Genomic DNA, 15,380 nt, shown 5'->3' on the forward strand with positions numbered 1-15,380 from the left:
TCCGGATCGAAACGGCGACGTCAAGCACCGCCACTCCTTCCGGAGGTCTCCCTTTCGATCAAGACACCACGCCGAACATCAACAACGTCTGTGGTCAGTACACCTAGCGCGCGAGCGGAGCCCGGACCCGGAACGAGGCGTCGGCCCGGAACCCCACGGTGCCGTCGGACTGGTCCACCCAGAGTTCGTCATCCCGGTGGCGTACGAACCAGCCCGGGTAGTTCGACGCTTCCAGCACCACGGTGCCCGGCGTCGCACCCGGGCGCGGGCAGAAGGTGGCGTCGCCGCGGAACAGCTCGGTCCCCTGGTTGGGGCTCAGCTGGACGCGCCACGAGGCGTGGCGCAGGAAGCGGCCGTCGGCGTACCGGAATGAGAAGCAGTTGATGTCCGCCAGGCCCTCGATCGCGCTGAAGGTGGCGCGGGCGCGGGTGGCGCCGTCGGCGCCCGGGCCGGCCGGGACCAGGACGCCGAGGCTGTTCTCGGTCGCGACGTACCGGCCGGCGGTGTTCCCCGCCTCCAGCGACAGCGGGCCGAGCGCCACCGTGCCGGTGCTCGTGGCCGACGGCCCGGCGGAGGTCGGTGCGGGCCTCGTCGGCACGGCGGTCGAGCGCGCGGTCGTCGGTGTGGGCGCGGCCGTGACCGGTGGCGGAGCTGTCGTCCGGGTCGGTTGCGCGATCACTCGGGGGGCGGGCGCCGGTGGTGGCGGGATCAGCTGCACGGTCGTGACCGTGGCTCCGGCCGCCAGCGTTCCCGCGGCGACCGTCGAGAGCACGGGATGCAGGGTGGCCGTCTGGATCAGCTGGCTCAGCAGCCCGGCCTTGGCTCCCGCCGTACCCGTCAGCGCCGCCGGTGCGGCCGCGCCGATCGCGGCGCCGTCGAGTGCGAGCTTGCCGAGCAGCGGCAGGCCGATGCCGGCCGGAACCGGGAGCAGGGCGAACATCGGCAGCAGCCGGTCGGTGACCACGAAGCTGTCGGCGGCCCGGGCGCAGTACGGGCACGACCGTACGTGACGTGTGAGCCGCTTGCGCCACAGTGGACTCGGCGTGCCGTCCCAGCCTTCGGCCACCGCGGCGAGACGGGGGCAGCGCGGCCGGAAGTCGAGCGCCGCGACCAGGGCCCGGCTGGCCTCGAGCTGGGTGCGCATCCGTTGCACGCGGACGCCGGCGTGGGCGACGCTCAGGCCCAGCGCGGCCGCGAGCTCGGCCCGGCTCAGCTGGTCCGCGACCTCCAGCCACCACAGGGACAGCAGCGCCCGCTCGTCGGGGCCGAGCCAGTGGCTCGCCCGTTCCACCTGCCGGCGCTGCCGGGACAGGTCGACCTGAAGTGCCGTGAGGTCCTCGGACGGGCTGTGCGGGTCGGGGATCCCGGCGGCCTCCTCCAGGTTCGCGGTGCGGGCGGCGGTGCGGTCGCGGCGCCGCTGATGGGTGCCGACCTGCCGGATGGCGATGGCGGCGAGCCAGGCGCGGAAGGTGGTCGGGGTACGGAGCTTGGGCAGCTGCCGCAGCGCCCGCAGCATCACGTCCTGGACGATGTCGTCGACGTCCGGGTGGGCGCCGAGACCGCGGCGCACGATCGTGTAGACCAGCGGCAGGTAGGTCGCGGCCACCTCTTCCAGCGCTCTGCGATCGCCGGCCTGCGCGGCGGCGACCAGAGCGGCGTCATTGGTGCGTGTGCTTCGCATTTTCCCATCACTGTCGTCCGGGCAACGCATCGTACGCCGACGTCACCTCGCCCCACATCGCCGTGCTTTCCCGTTTCCGCGCGTTCAGCAAGATTCCTGAAAAGTCGTTATGACGGCAGGAGTACGGAAGTCGCACGTCTATCGAATTGATTTCTGTCGGCCAGAAAGTGTTACGACAAGGGTGGTCGCGGCGTACATAAACGGCCCTTGAACCGTCGGAAACAATCTGGCAACATTGGCGCATCTGAATGTATGTTAACGCTCACATCATCGAGGGAGGGGCCGTGCAGGTCAACCACCGCGCCGGTCGTCAAGCGCTGCAGGTGCTGGTCATGCTGGCTTTGGTCGTCGCCGGCGCGGTCGTACCGGGCACGGCGGCCAGCGCCGAGTCCAACGGCGGTGTGCGCGTGATGCCGCTGGGCGACTCGATCACCGAGGGCACCCAGGTGCCGGGCGGCTACCGCATCGGATTGTGGCAGCGCCTGGCCGCGGCCGGATATCGCAACGATTTCGTCGGCTCGCAGTTCAACGGGCCGGGCTCCCTGGGCGACCACGACCACGAGGGCCATCCCGGCTGGCGCATCGACCAGATCGACGCCAACATCACCGGCTGGCTCACCAACACCCGGCCGCGCAGCGTCCTGCTGCACATCGGCACCAACGACATCCTGCAGAACTACAACGTGTCCGGTGCGCCGGCCCGGCTGTCCACCCTGATCGACCACATCACCGCGGCCGCCCCGGACGCCGACGTCTTCGTCGCCACCATCATCCCGCTGGCGAACTCCGGCCAGGAGGCAGCGGCGCGGACCTTCAACGCCACCGTCCCCGGCATCGTGCAGGGCAAGGTCAACGCCGGGCGCCGGGTCCACCTCGTCGACATGCACGCCGCGCTGAACACCGGTGACCTCATCGACGGGGTCCACCCCACCGCCGGTGGCTACGACAAGATGGCCGCCACCTGGTACGCCGCCCTGCGCGCGGTGCCCGGCAGCATCGGTGACCCCGGCAGCAGCAGCGGCAACCTGCTCGCCAACGGGGGCATGGAGAACGGCACGTCGGACTGGACCCCGTTCGGCAGCACGACGCTGTCGTCGGTCACCGGCACGGCCCACGGCGGCACCCGTTCCCTGCTCGCCGCCGGGCGCACCGCGGCCTGGAACGGCCCGGGCCAGGCCGTGGCGTCGAAGCTGAGCAACGGCAGGAGCTACACCACCGCGGTCTGGGCCCGCGCCCAGAGCGGCACGGCGACCGTGAAGACCACGCTGGCGGTCACCGCGAACGGCACCACCAGCTATCTGCGGCTGACGCCGGACGCCGCGATCAACGCCAACGGCTGGACGCTGCTGACCGGGACAACCGCCGTGTCCTGGGCCGGCACGCTCTCGGCCGCCACCCTCTACGTCGAGACCACCTCCGGGACGACGCCGTTCCTGGTCGACGACGCGTCGCTGCAGTGACCCGGCCGGACGCATCCCCGAGGAGAGCCGTGAGACTCACATCCGCCCACCCCGCCACCGGCCGGTCACGGCGCGGCCTGGCCTGGCTCACCGCCCTGCTGTGCGCGCTGGCCCTGGTGCCCGCCGTCGCCGGGCCGGCCCGGGCCGACAACCCGATCGTGCAGACCGTCTACACCGCCGATCCGGCCCCGCTGGTCTACAACGGCCGCGTGTACCTCTACACCGGACACGACGAGGACGCCTCGACGTGGTTCACCATGCGCGAGTGGCGGGTCTACTCCTCGGCCGACATGGTGAACTGGACCGACCACGGTTCACCGATGAGCCTGGCCACCTTCAGCTGGGCCAGCAAGGACGCGTGGGCCGGTCAGGTCACGTACCGCAACGGCAAGTTCTACTACTACGTCCCCGTCACCAACCGGGCCACCGGCCGGATGGCCATCGGCGTCGGCGTGTCGAACAGCCCGACCGGGCCCTTCACCGACGCCATCGGCCGGCCACTGGTGGAGAACGGCGAGATCGACCCCACCGTCTTCATCGACGACGACGGGCAGGCGTACCTGTACTGGGGGAACCCGAACCTGTGGTACGTGCGCCTGAACGCCGACATGACGTCGTACTCCGGCAGCCCGACGCAGATCCCGCTCACCACCGCGGGCTTCGGCGCCCGTCCCGGTAACGTCGCCAACCGGCCCACCCTGTACGAGGAAGGCCCCTGGGTCTACAAGCGCAACGGGATCTACTACAACGTCTTCGCCGCGCAGTGCTGCTCCGAGTTCATCGGCTACTCGACCGCTCCCGGGCCGACCGGGCCGTGGACCTACCGCGGCACCGTCATGCCCACCCAGGGCAGCAGCTTCACCAACCACCCCGGCGTCATCGACTTCAACGGCAACTCGTACTTCTTCTACCACAACGGCGCCTTGCCGGGCGGTGGTGGCTTCACGCGGTCGGTCGCCGTGGAACGGTTCACCTACCGCTCCGACGGCACTATCCCCAGCATGTCCATGACGACGGCCGGTCCGCCGCAGATCGCGCCGCTGGATCCGTACGTGCGCCAGGAGGCCGAGACCATGGCGTGGTCGTCCGGCGTCGAGACCGAAGCGTCCGGCGAGGGCGGGATGAACGTCGCCAACATCGAGAACCGCGACTACGTGAAGGTGAAGGGGGTCGCCTTCGGCAGCGGCGCCACGTCGTTCACCGCCCGGGTGGCCTCCGCGACCAGCGGTGGGCGCATCGAGGTGCGCCTGGGCAGCCCGACCGGGACCCTGGCCGGGACCTGCACCGCCCCGGGCACCGGTGGCTGGCAGGCCTGGACCACGGTCTCCTGCGGCGTGAGCGGCGCGACCGGCACCCAGGACCTCTATCTGGTCTTCACCGGTGGCAGCGGTTTCCTCCTCAACCTGAACTGGTGGCAGTTCACCTCCACCTCCACCGGCGGCGGCGGAAACCTGCTGACCAACCCGGGCATGGAGGACGGCACCACCGGCTGGCAGGTGCACGGCAGCGGCACAGTCACGGCCGGCACCAGCCCCGTGCGCAGCGGCACCCGGGCCCTGACGGTCACCGGCCGTACCGCGGCATGGAACGGCGTGGGCCAGGACGTGACTTCCCGGCTGACCAACGGCAAGGCCTACACCACCGAGGTGTGGGTCCGCGCGCAGAGCGGCACCCCCAGCGCCAAGGCGACGCTGGAGCTGACTGCCAACGGGACGACGACCTATCTTCAGCTCGCCCCGGCCACGACGGTGAACACCAGCGGCTGGACGCTGCTGTCCGGCACGGCCAACGTGTCCTGGAGCGGCACGTTGTCGAAGGCGACCGTCTTCGTCGAGACCGCCGCGGGCACCGACGGCCTCACCATCGACGACGCCTCGTTCCAGTAGTAACCCCGCAGCGGCATCTTGCTATGCAACGAGTTGCATAGCAAGATGCTCTGCCATGGCCCTCGAGCACGCGATCCTGGTGTCCCTGCTGGAGCAGCCGGGTTCCGGATACGAGCTGGCCCGGCGCTTCGAACGGTCCATCGGCCGGTTCTGGACCGCGACGCACCAGCAGATCTACCGCGTCCTCAAGCGGATGGAGGCGGACGGCTGGGTCGTCGTGGAGGAGATCGGGCAGGGCGGCCGGCCTGACAAGCGGTGCTACTCCGTGGCCGCGTCAGGCCGAGCCGCCCTCACCTCGTGGCTACGCGCGCCCGTGCAGCCTGAGGCGGTCCGGCACGAGCTGGCCGTCAAGATCCGCGGCGCCGCCTTCGACGACGCCGGCGGGCGAGCGACCCTGATCGCCGAGGTCGAGCGCTACCGGGTCACCCACGAGGCCACTCTGCGGCGCTATCTGACCGGCGAGCGCCGGGACTTCCCCGACACCGCGACCCTCGACGTCGGCCAGCGGCTGCAGCACACGGTGCTGCGCGGCGGCATCGCGTACGAGCGGATGGTGCTGGACTGGCTCGACGACGTCCTCGACACGCTGCGCGGCCTCGACCGCTGACCCCGCCCACCGAGAAAGGGGACGCCGCCATGGCCGACTCGCTGCTGTTCAACCCGACCACGTACGACCCGGCGCAGTTCGATCCGGAGACCCGCCGGCTGCTGCGCGCCACCGTGGAGTTCTTCGAGAGCCGGGGCAAGCGGGCGCTGATCGACAGCTACCTCGACCGGGCCTGGTACGGCGACTTCCTGGACTTCGCCGCCAAGGAGGGCCTGTTCGCCACGTTCCTCACCCCGGCGGCCGACGGCGACGGCGCTCCGGACAAGCGCTGGGACACCGCCCGCAACGCCGCCCTCAGCGAGATCCTCGGCTTCTACGGCCTCGGCTACTGGTACACCTGGCAGGTGACCGTGCTGGGTCTCGGCCCGGTGTGGCAGAGCGCCAACGCCACCGCCCGCGCCCACACCGCCCAGCTGCTCGCCGACGGGCACGTCATGGCGTTCGGCCTGTCCGAGCGCGGCCACGGCGCCGACATCTACGCCACCGACATGATCCTCACCCCGGACGGCGCGGGCGGCTTCCGGGCGGACGGCACCAAGTACTACATCGGCAACGGCAACGTCGCCGGCCTGGTCTCGGTCTTCGGCCGCCGCGGCGACGTCGAGGGGCCCGACGGGTACGTGTTCTTCGCCGCCGACAGCCGGCACCCGGCGTACCACCTGGTCAAGAACGTGGTGAACGGGCAGATGTACGTCAGCGAGTTCCGCCTCGAGGACTATCCGGTGCGCGAGCAGGACGTGCTGCACACCGGCCGGGCCGCCTTCGACGCCGCGCTCAACACCGTCAACGTCGGCAAGTTCAACCTCTGCACCGCCGCCATCGGCATCTGCGAGCACGCGATGTACGAGGCGGTGACCCACGCCCACCGGCGGATGCTCTACGGCAAGCCGGTCACCGCCTTCCCGCACGTGCGCCGGGAGCTCACTGACGCGTACGTCCGGCTCGTGGCGATGAAGCTGTTCAGCGACCGCGCGGTCGACTACCTGCGCTCGGCCGGCCCCGACGACCGCCGGTACCTGCTGTTCAACCCGATGACCAAGATGAAGGTCACCACCGAGGGCGAGAAGGTCATCGACCTGCTCTGGGACGTGATCGCCGCCAAGGGCTTCGAGGCGGACACGTACTTCGACAAGGCGGCCAAGGACATCCGCGGCCTGCCCAAGCTCGAGGGCACTGTTCATGTGAACCTCGCCCTGATCCTCAAGTTCATGCCGAACTACCTGTTGCACCCGGCCGGCTTCGCGCCCGTACCGCCGCGCCACGATGCCGCCGACGACGACTTCCTGTTCCGCCAGGGCCCGGCCCGCGGTCTGGGCTCGATCCGTTTCCACGACTGGCGCCTCGCCTACGACGCCCACGCCGGGCTGCCGAACGTCGCCCGCTTCCGCGAGCAGGCCGACGGGCTGTGCGCGCTGCTGCGGGCCCACGCCCCCGACGACGCTCAGCAGGGCGACCTCGACTTCCTGCTCGCGCTCGGTCAGCTGTTCGCCCTGGTGGTCTACGGCCAGCTGATCCTGGAGCAGGCCGGCCTGACCGGTCTCGACAGCGGGCTGCTGGACGAGATGTTCGCGATCCTGGTCCAGGACTTCTCCGCGTACGCGACCGAGCTGGGCGGCAAGGCGGCCACCACCGAGGAGCAGGCCGCCTGGGCGCTGGCCCACATCCGCCGCCCGGTGTGGGACGCCGCCCGTACCGCCGCGGTCTGGGACGACGTGGTCGCCCTCGCCGGCGCGTACGAGATGCGGCCCTAACCGAAGATCGCGCCGACCCACTCGGGGTGGTCGATGAACGGGTTGCGGTTGCGCTGGTAGCTGCTGTAGATGAGCTCGTTGCGGCGCTTCTCGAAGGCGTCCGGCGGGTCCTGCTGGTTCCACTGCCGCAGCGCGGAGAGCCGGCCCAGCCGCGGCGCGGTGCCGCTGCCGGTCGCGTCGTCCACCTCGAGGTCGGGCCACGAGTCACCGCCCTCGTAGCGCACCGCCATGTAGAAGATCATGCGGGCGACGTCGCCCCGGACCGCCGCCCGCGGCTCCCACGAGTCGGCGTCGGTACGGTTGCCCGGGGCGTCGGAGACGGCGGTCCCACCGTTGTCGAAGTCCTTGTTGTCCCGCTCGGCGTTGACCCGTACGTCTTCGGGCCGCAGGTGATGCAGGTCCGTGCCCGGACCGGCGGCCGTGCCGAAGTCGCCGTGGGACTTCGCCCAGACGTGCTCGCGGTTCCAGTCCCCGGTGTCGCCGCCGTTGAGCGACTTCGACCGGCTGGTGCCGGAATAGAGCAGGATGACGTTCGCCGAGTTCGCCGGGTCCTGGTCGGTGGCCTTGAGCGCGTTCCAGACCGCGTCGTACGACAGCGTGGTGACGCCGCTGGAGATGATGCCGTGCAGCGCGTTCTTGAGGCTCTCGCCGGACTTGCCCGCCGCGGCGGCGTAGTAGGCGCTCGTGGAACCGGTCGGCGTCGGCGTCGGCATGGTCGGTGTCGGCGTGGGCGTGCTGCCGCCGAGGGTCATCGCGGACGGGGACTTCAGGCCCGGATGGGTGAAGTAGGCGGTCAGCGTGCCGGTCACGGTGACCGGGTCGCGGAGCAGGCCGGGGTTGCTCCGCAAGCCGAAGGTGGCCCGGTAGGAGCTGGTCACCTGCACGTACAGCATGTCACCGGGGTCCGTCTCGCTGCTGCTGTCGGCGATGGCGATGGCCGTGTCACCGGTGAAGTTCGCGAAGAGCACCGTGTCGGTGGCGGTGGGCTGGCCGACGACGTACCCGCGGACCGTGCCGGTGCCGCTCTGCGCGCCGATCGCCTGCGCGACCGTCAGAGTGCTCGCGGCCGCCGGCAGCATCCCGGCGGGCACCCGGATCATCGTGACGACCAGGGCGAGCACGGCGAGAACAGCGGGCATCGTGAGCGCCGCGGCGCGCCGACGCGACATCAGTCCGGACATGTGCACTCCGCTCACCAGGCCACATCGACGATGATCAGAGTATGGCCGAGCGGGCCGCCCGCGGGGACATACCAGCATCGTCATACGGGTCAGGCGCGCCCGAAGCGTTGCCGGTAGGTCCGGGGGGACACACCGAGGCGGGTGACGAACATCCGGCGCAGTGTCTCGGGGCTGCCGATGCCGGACCGCCCGGCCGCCGCGGTCACCGAGTGGCCCGCGTGCAGCAGCCGGATCGCCGCGTCGACGCGCACGGACTCGACGTATTTGGCCGGGCTGACTCCCAGCTCGTCCCGGAACAGCCGGGACAGATGGCGGGCGCTGACGTGCGCCCGGGCGGCGAGTGCCGGGACGGAATGCTCGCCGGCGGGATCGGCGACCACCGCGTCGGTGACCTCCCGCAGGGTTGTCGTCCGCGGCCGGGGCAGGGCCAGCGACGGGGAGAACTGCGACTGGTCCCCGGGGCGCTGCAGGAACACCACGAGGGATTGCGCCACCGCCCGGGCGACCTCCTCCCCCTGGTCGGCTTCCACCATCGCCAGCGCGAGGTCGATGCCGGCCGAGACGCCCGCGGAGGTCAGGATGGCGCCGTCCCGGACGAAGATCGCGTCGGGCGTCACCTGCACCCGCGGGTAGGCGGCGGCGAGGAGACCGGCGTGCCGCCAGTGGGTCGTGGCGCGCCGGCCGTCGAGCAGTCCGGCGGCGGCGAGGACGAAAGCGCCCGTGCAGATGGACGCCGTGCGGTCGGCGCGGCGGGACAGCCGGGCCGCCGCCGCGGTCAGCTCGGGCGCCATCGGGGTGACCGGGAGCAGATCACCGCCGACGATCAGGGCGGTGCCGACATCGGTGGCGGCATCGGCCGGACCGTCGACCGGTACGCGCAGGCCGGTCGAGGAGGTGACGTCGCGGCCGTCGACGGAGCGGACCTCCAACCGGTACGGCGTACCGACCTTCCCGGCCTCGGCGAAGACCTCCCAGGGCCCGGCGAGGTCGAGCATCTTCATGCCGTCGAAGACCAGAGCCGTGACCCGGTGTGCCGCGGTTGCCGTCACTGCCGTGCCCCTCGCTGCCGTACGCCTCGCCGGATGTCCCGATCCGAGGCAAGCATGGCAGATGAGACAGCGCGCGGGACCCGGACCGGGCGTGAGCATGGACTCAGCGGAGCCCGCCGGGCTCCCGGATGACGAGGAGAACGGCCGTGCCCGAAACCATTGCCGGCGTGACCGTCCCGGACTCGACGCTCGCCCGCGAGGCGACCGAGCTGGTCCGCGAGGCCACCGACGACCTGCTGTTCCACCACTCCCGCCGGGTGTTCCTGTTCGGTTCGCTCCAGGGCCGGCGCCTCGGTCTGCGGGCCGATCCGGAACTGCTCTACGTGGGCGCGATGTTCCACGACCTCGGCCTCACCGCGCGGTACCGCCGCGATGACCAGCGCTTCGAGATCGACGGCGCGGACGAGGCACGCCGCTTCCTCCTCGCCCGCGGCATCGACGAGGGTTCGGCCCGGGTGGTCTGGGAGGCCGTCGCGCTGCACACGACGCCGGAGATCCCGTACCGGCTGGAGCCGGAGATCGCCCTCGTCACGGCCGGTGTCGAGACCGACGTTCTCGGGATCGGCCACGCCGAGCTGAAGCCCGGCGACATCGACGCGGTGACCGCCGCGCATCCCCGCGTCGACTTCAAGCGGGCCATCGTCGACGCCTTCGCCGAGGGCTTCCGGCACCGGCCGCAGACCACGTTCGGGACCGTCAACGGTGATGTCCTGGAGCACCGGGTGCCCGGCTTCCGCCACCTGGACTTCGTCCGGGTCATCGAGGACTCGGCCTGGCCGCAGTGACGGTCAGCCGCCGGTGATCGACCAGTGCCACGGCTCCGAGGGCAGGTTCACGAATCCGTACTTGGCGGCGTTCCCGGCCAGCCACCGGAAGCCGGGGCTGGCCGCGGTCAGCGTCCGCCCGCCGGAGGTGACGTCGACAGCCAGGCCCAGCTCGTGCAGGGACCGGCCCGGGATCGCCGTCGGCACCCGGCACGAGGAGGCCGGCGCGGTCCAGACGTCGGGACAGCCGTTGATCGTGCGCAGCTCGATCTGGCGCTGCTTGGTGCGGAAGCCGCCGCCCGAGAGCAGGATCCCGTCCGCCTTCGCGTCGGCCACCATCCGACGGAACGCGAACGCGACGTTCCTGTGCACGGTGATGCCGTTGACCGAGGTGGTGTCGGCGACGGTGAACCGCGTCCGGACCTCGGTGACGACCGCGCGGCTCAGCGCGGCGGCCTCGCGGGCGAGCTCGGCCGACTTGTCGAGCGCGATGAGCTTCTGCTGGTTGGTCCGGACCGTGGCGGAGGCGGACTGCCACGAGGAGATCGCCTTGTCGAGGCCCACGGTGGCGGTGCGCGCCGCGGCCTGGGCCGTCTTCAGCTCCTTGGCGGCGCGGGACGCCTCCGCGCGACGGGTGGTCACCGTCTTGGCCGCGGCGGCGATGGCGTTCTTCGCCCCGGTCACCGCCGCGCCGGAGCGCGGGCGCTGCAGCGACACCACGGTGAGCGTGTTTCTCGCGCTGGTCAGTGCCTCACCCGCGACCGCATATCCGGTACGGGCGGCAGCGTCAACGGTGACGGCCGTGGTGAGCCGGGTCTGGGCGGAGGTTTGCGTGACCTTGCCCTTGCTCACCTGAGCCGCACGGTCCGCCATCGTGGCCCGCTGAGCCGCGAGCGTCCTGCGCAGCTGGACGTACTTCGGGCTCGGCGTGAGGCTGTGGTACATCAGCGACGACCAGCTCTGCGCGACGCGCGGAACGGCAGCCGATGCGGGACTGGGCACGCCGGCCACGCTCAAAGCCACGGCGAGGGCACCGAGGATCGCCGCGGCGCGGGACCGCAGGATCCGGGTCGGCCGCGGATCGCGTCGGGATTGCTGTCGGGTCGTCATCTGGAGTGCGCTCCTCGGCCTCAATCGGTCAGGGCGGGTGAACGGAGGCAGGCGTCAACCTCCGGCAAGTGGTCTCCAGACGACTCTCGTGCCCCACAGGTGCAGCCGCGGCTCGGTGCCGGAGCGGACAGGTTGCCGGCGGGCCGCGCCGGAACTACTGCCCGGCGGCAGAGGGGGCGAGCAGAGCGCGGGCGGCCTGCACGGCCCGGGCGGCGATCGCGTCGACGGTGCCGCCGTTGCGGGCGAAGAAGCCGTCGGCGAACAGCGAGGCGTAGCCGTGGGCCACGGCGATCGTCGCCTCCACGAGCAGGACGTCCTCCTCGTACGAGGGTGCGCCGGTCGCGGTGGCCAGGTCGAACAGCGTGGTCATCAGAGCCCGGGTCTGCTCGCGACGGGCGTCGTCGGGGACCCGGTAGAGGTCGGCGGCGTAGATGACGTGGAAGCCGGCGCCGGTGCTGACGACGTACCGGACGTAGGCGCCCGCGACCGCGGCCAGGCGGTCGGCCGGATCGGTGCCGGCGGCGTCCGCGGCGGCGGTGATCGCGGCCCGCAGGTCGCGGGCCGCGGTGGCCGAGATCGCGCTGAGCAGGTGGTCGCGGTCCGGGAAGTGGCGGTACGGCGCCGCGGAGCTGACGCCCAGCCGGCGGGCGACCGCGGCGACCGAGAAGCGCTGCAGGCCGCACTCGGCGAGCAGGCCGAAGCTGGCCTCGATCAGGGCGGCGCGCAGGTCGCCGTGGTGGTACTTGCGGTCCGCCGACACACCCGCCTCCTGGCTTGCCATCGAGTAAGAGGGCTCTTACATTAGCAAGTGATAGCCCTCTTACATGGCGGAGGCACTGTGAGCATCCGGCTCGGGTACCAGATTCCGAACTTCACCTACCCCGGCGTCCCGGTCGAGGACACCTTCGACACGGTCGCCGCGCAGGCCCGGGAGGCCGAGGCGGCGGGCTTCGACACCGTGCTGGTGATGGACCACTTCTACCAGCTGCCCGGCATCGGCGCGCCGGAGAACGCGATGCTGGAGGCGTACACGACGCTCGGCGCGCTGGCCTCGCTCACGTCGACGGTTCAGCTGTCCACATTGGTCACCGGGAACACGTACCGCAATCCGGCCCTGCTGGCCAAGACCGTGACCACCCTCGACGTGGTCTCCCGGGGCCGGGCCATCCTGGGCATCGGCGCCGGCTGGTTCGAGCGTGAGCACCACGACTACGGCTTCGAGTTCGGCACATTCGGCCAGCGCTTCGAACGGCTGGAGGAGGCGCTGACCATCATCGCGCCGATGCTCAAGGGCGAGCCGGCGTCGCTCGACGGCAAGTGGTACACGGCGCGCGGCACGATGAACAACCCGCGGGTACGCCCGACCGTGCCGATCATGCTGGGCGGCAGCGGTGAGCAGAAGACGTTCCGGCTGGCCGCCCGCTTCGCCGACCACATGAACATCATCTGCGACCTCGAGGACCTGCCCCGCAAGGTCGCCGTCCTGCGGCAGCGCTGCGAGGAGATCGGCCGCGACCCGGCCACCCTCGCGACGAGTTACCTGGCGATGGGCATGGTCGGCGAGACCGAGCAGGAGGCGAAGGAGCTCGGCGAGAGCGTGCCCGAGGACCGCCGCAACCGGGCCTTCCTCGGCACCCCGGAGCAGGTCGCCGACCAGCTGCGGGAGAAGGTGCTCGGGGCCGGGATCGGCGGGATCACCATCAACCTGATCCGCAACGGTCACCGCCCGGGCATGGTCTCCGCGGTCGGCGCCGCGCTCAAGCCCCTCGTCGCCTGAACGTAACGCTCAGGGCCGTCGGCTCAGCCGAGGATGAGCATGCGCAGGATCGCCGCGACACCCACCACGACGATCAGCGCCCGCATCAACCATGGCGGCAGCCGGCGGCCGAACCGCGCACCGACCACACCACCGGCCGTCGCGCCGGCCGCGATGAGCAGCACCACCGTCCAGTCGACCGACTCCGGCGAGACCAGCAGGAAGGTCACCGCGGCGACCGCGTTCACGGCGGTGGTGAGCAGGTTCTTCAGCCCGGTGATGGACTGGATGCCCTCCGCGGTGAGCACGCTCATCAGCCCGATGAGCAGCACGCCCTGCGCGGCGCCGAAGTATCCGCCGTAGATGCCCAGCACGTAGACCCCGACGAGCACGGCCACCAGCCGCCCCGGGGTCAGAGTCGCCAGACTGCCCTCATCCGCGCCGGCGACCCGCCCGCGGGCCGCCCGCCGTTGCACAGCCGGGCCCCACACCACCATCACCAGCCCGACGGCGATCAGAACCGGCACGATCGCCCGGAACGCGTCATCGGGCAGAACCAGCAACAGCACCGCGCCGGTGACCCCGCCGAGCACCGACGCGGGCAGCAACCGGCGAAGCTCCCGGCGCCGGCCACCGAGCTCACGCCGGTAGCCGAACGTCCCGGTGATGCCCCCACCGACCAGGCCGATGTTGTTGGACACATTGGCGACCAGCGGCGGATACCCGAACAGCAGTAACGTCGGGAAGGTCACCAGCGTCCCCGACCCGACCACCACATTGATCATTCCGGCCCAGAACCCGGCGGCCAGGATCGCCAGCGTCTCCACACCGACCATGATCCCGCCTGCGATCCGCGGCCTCGGGTCGCGGCCTCGGGTCGCCGGCCGGGAGCTGGAGCGTGAAGCATGCGCCGGTGGGATTCCTGGCCCCGTAGGTCATGGTCCCGCCGCTGGCGTGGGCGAGCTGCCGCACCTGTACAGGCCGGTCCCCTTCTGGGTGCTCGCGCCGCCCGTGCCGGCCCGGATGAAGCGGTCGAACAGCTGCGGCACGAACCTTCAGGCACCCCTTCACCTGAAACGAGGACCTCCATGCACGCCTCGCCGGGTGAATCCACCCCCGGACCGGCCAGGAGATGGGCCGCGGGCTGGGCGAACTGGGCGTGGTCAAGGAGAGATCGAGACTGCGACCATTCGTACCGCGACGAGCTGATCGCCGTCCGTCGGGCCGCCGAGCAGAAGGCCCGACAACCTCACCGATCACGCCGGGCGCGGGGCCGGCAGGCCCATCGGGTTGGGATACGGCACGACGGCAGCGGCGGCAGCAGCCAGCGGCATCAGCAGTTCCGCCAGCCGGGTGAGGTCGGTGGGGCGCAGCGCGGACCACGGCTGAGCGGCCAGCCGGTCGGTGTGGTCCTCGACGGCGCGATGAACGGCCGCCGCCTCGGCGGTGGCCCGGCCGTCGTCGTCCAGCCAGCCGCGCTCCCCCAGCTCCCGTCCGGCAGCGTCCCACTCGGCGTCGGTCCAGCCCCGATTCGGCTGGAGCTGCTCCCGGCCGCCGTACAGGGCGTCCCGGAGCACCAGGGCTTGGCAGCCGTTCACCTGAACATGCACCAGCGCGGCTATGTGTCCGTCACCCCGGTGTTCGCGCAACACCGTGGCGGCGTGCCACAGCCGGGCCAGCGGCTCGGCCGGAGGCGGTAGCGCGGCGTTGGCCGCACCCAGCGCACGGCCGGCAGTCACCGCCGCCTGCGCCGCGACCTCCAGCCGGTCGGCCGCCTCCGCCCAGCGCGCCGGCTCCTCCGGCAGCACCGACCGCAGCGCGGCCACGGCACCGTCGAGGCGGGCGGTCAGCGCCTGCTCCGGCGACGCCCGCTGCCACACGTCGGGCAGGGCGCGGGCCACCATCGCCGGAGCGAAGGAGAAGAACAACGCGGTGACCGGTGCGGCCGGCACGGCTCCGAGCGGCGCGGCCCGGCCCGCGAAGTAGCCCCGCCAGAACCCGCGCAGCCCGGCACCTTCGAACGCGGCCCGGGCCTCCGGCGCGAAGTAGGTAACCGCATGCAGAGGCTCGTACAGCTGCCACAGGTCTCGGGCTACAGCGTCGGTAGACATACGACGATCCAAGTGCCGGAGACC

General features: G+C 71.5%; 13 protein-coding genes. 6 read left to right on the forward strand and 7 right to left on the reverse strand.

The window, feature by feature from the left end; all coding sequences use genetic code 11:
* Positions 1-103: 103 nt before the first annotated feature.
* Positions 104-1,681: a sigma-70 family RNA polymerase sigma factor gene (locus ACWEOZ_RS31870; RefSeq protein WP_451914370.1), complete on the reverse strand. Its 1,578-nt coding sequence runs from the start codon at positions 1,679-1,681 to the stop codon at positions 104-106.
* Between the two features lie 332 nt (positions 1,682-2,013).
* On the opposite strand from ACWEOZ_RS31870, the gene ACWEOZ_RS31875 reads away from it, so the two are divergent.
* From ACWEOZ_RS31875 to ACWEOZ_RS31890, 4 genes are all read left to right on the forward strand, one after another.
* Complete coding sequence (locus ACWEOZ_RS31875; RefSeq protein WP_451914449.1) at positions 2,014-3,141, forward strand: carbohydrate binding domain-containing protein; 1,128 nt, start codon at positions 2,014-2,016, stop codon at positions 3,139-3,141.
* Between the two features lie 95 nt (positions 3,142-3,236).
* Entirely contained in the window at positions 3,237-5,027 is a 1,791-nt protein-coding gene (locus tag ACWEOZ_RS31880) for a family 43 glycosylhydrolase (protein ID WP_451914450.1), read from the forward strand.
* A gap of 55 nt (positions 5,028-5,082) precedes the next feature.
* Positions 5,083-5,634 carry a PadR family transcriptional regulator gene (locus tag ACWEOZ_RS31885; RefSeq protein ID WP_451914371.1) on the forward strand — a complete coding sequence of 184 codons (552 nt, stop codon included), beginning with the start codon at positions 5,083-5,085 and terminating at the stop codon, positions 5,632-5,634.
* A gap of 29 nt (positions 5,635-5,663) precedes the next feature.
* Complete coding sequence (locus tag ACWEOZ_RS31890) at positions 5,664-7,385, forward strand: acyl-CoA dehydrogenase family protein (RefSeq protein WP_451914372.1); 1,722 nt, start codon at positions 5,664-5,666, stop codon at positions 7,383-7,385.
* Here the strand turns inward: ACWEOZ_RS31890 and ACWEOZ_RS31895 are convergent.
* Positions 7,382-8,566, reverse strand: a complete 1,185-nt coding sequence (locus ACWEOZ_RS31895; RefSeq protein WP_451914373.1) for an endonuclease — start codon at positions 8,564-8,566, stop codon at positions 7,382-7,384. The two genes, ACWEOZ_RS31890 and ACWEOZ_RS31895, sit on opposite strands and share 4 nt — an antisense overlap.
* An 89-nt stretch (positions 8,567-8,655) precedes the next feature.
* Positions 8,656-9,615, reverse strand: coding sequence for a GlxA family transcriptional regulator (locus ACWEOZ_RS31900; protein WP_451914374.1), 960 nt, complete (start codon positions 9,613-9,615; stop codon positions 8,656-8,658).
* Between the two features lie 146 nt (positions 9,616-9,761).
* Here ACWEOZ_RS31900 and ACWEOZ_RS31905 point away from each other — a divergent pair, with 146 nt between their 5' ends.
* The gene (locus ACWEOZ_RS31905) at positions 9,762-10,400 is read left to right on the forward strand and encodes an HD domain-containing protein (RefSeq protein WP_451914375.1); all 639 of its coding nucleotides are present in this window, start codon (positions 9,762-9,764) and stop codon (positions 10,398-10,400) included.
* A gap of 3 nt (positions 10,401-10,403) precedes the next feature.
* Here ACWEOZ_RS31905 and ACWEOZ_RS31910 read toward each other — a convergent pair whose 3' ends face one another.
* Positions 10,404-11,489: a M15 family metallopeptidase gene (locus ACWEOZ_RS31910; protein WP_451914376.1), complete on the reverse strand. Its 1,086-nt coding sequence runs from the start codon at positions 11,487-11,489 to the stop codon at positions 10,404-10,406.
* A 154-nt stretch (positions 11,490-11,643) separates the two neighbouring features.
* Positions 11,644-12,270, reverse strand: coding sequence for a TetR/AcrR family transcriptional regulator (locus ACWEOZ_RS31915; protein WP_451914377.1), 627 nt, complete (start codon positions 12,268-12,270; stop codon positions 11,644-11,646).
* A 57-nt stretch (positions 12,271-12,327) separates the two neighbouring features.
* On the opposite strand from ACWEOZ_RS31915, the gene ACWEOZ_RS31920 reads away from it, so the two are divergent.
* Entirely contained in the window at positions 12,328-13,266 is a 939-nt protein-coding gene (locus ACWEOZ_RS31920; RefSeq protein WP_451914378.1) for an LLM class F420-dependent oxidoreductase, read from the forward strand.
* A 23-nt stretch (positions 13,267-13,289) separates the two neighbouring features.
* Here the strand turns inward: ACWEOZ_RS31920 and ACWEOZ_RS31925 are convergent, their stop codons facing one another.
* Complete coding sequence (locus ACWEOZ_RS31925) at positions 13,290-14,072, reverse strand: sulfite exporter TauE/SafE family protein (protein WP_451914379.1); 783 nt, start codon at positions 14,070-14,072, stop codon at positions 13,290-13,292.
* Between the two features lie 429 nt (positions 14,073-14,501).
* On the reverse strand, positions 14,502-15,356 hold the full coding sequence (locus ACWEOZ_RS31930) for an SCO6745 family protein (protein WP_451914380.1): 855 nt from the start codon (positions 15,354-15,356) through the stop codon (positions 14,502-14,504).
* Positions 15,357-15,380 lie beyond the last annotated feature (24 nt).

It is taken from the genome of Actinoplanes sp. NPDC004185 (assembly GCF_053603475.1).

Excerpts from the sequence above, each read along its gene's own strand:
- ACWEOZ_RS31870 (WP_451914370.1), bottom strand. The coding sequence starts at position 1,681 with ATGCGAAGCACACGCACCAATGACGCCGCTCTGGTCGCCGCCGCGCAG.
- ACWEOZ_RS31875 (WP_451914449.1), top strand. The coding sequence starts at position 2,014 with ATGCTGGCTTTGGTCGTCGCCGGCGCGGTCGTACCGGGCACGGCGGCC.
- ACWEOZ_RS31885 (WP_451914371.1), top strand. The coding sequence starts at position 5,083 with ATGGCCCTCGAGCACGCGATCCTGGTGTCCCTGCTGGAGCAGCCGGGT.
- ACWEOZ_RS31890 (WP_451914372.1), top strand. The coding sequence starts at position 5,664 with ATGGCCGACTCGCTGCTGTTCAACCCGACCACGTACGACCCGGCGCAG.
- ACWEOZ_RS31895 (WP_451914373.1), bottom strand. The coding sequence starts at position 8,566 with ATGTCCGGACTGATGTCGCGTCGGCGCGCCGCGGCGCTCACGATGCCC.
- ACWEOZ_RS31910 (WP_451914376.1), bottom strand. The coding sequence starts at position 11,489 with ATGACGACCCGACAGCAATCCCGACGCGATCCGCGGCCGACCCGGATC.
- ACWEOZ_RS31915 (WP_451914377.1), bottom strand. The coding sequence starts at position 12,270 with ATGGCAAGCCAGGAGGCGGGTGTGTCGGCGGACCGCAAGTACCACCAC.
- ACWEOZ_RS31930 (WP_451914380.1), bottom strand. The coding sequence starts at position 15,356 with ATGTCTACCGACGCTGTAGCCCGAGACCTGTGGCAGCTGTACGAGCCT.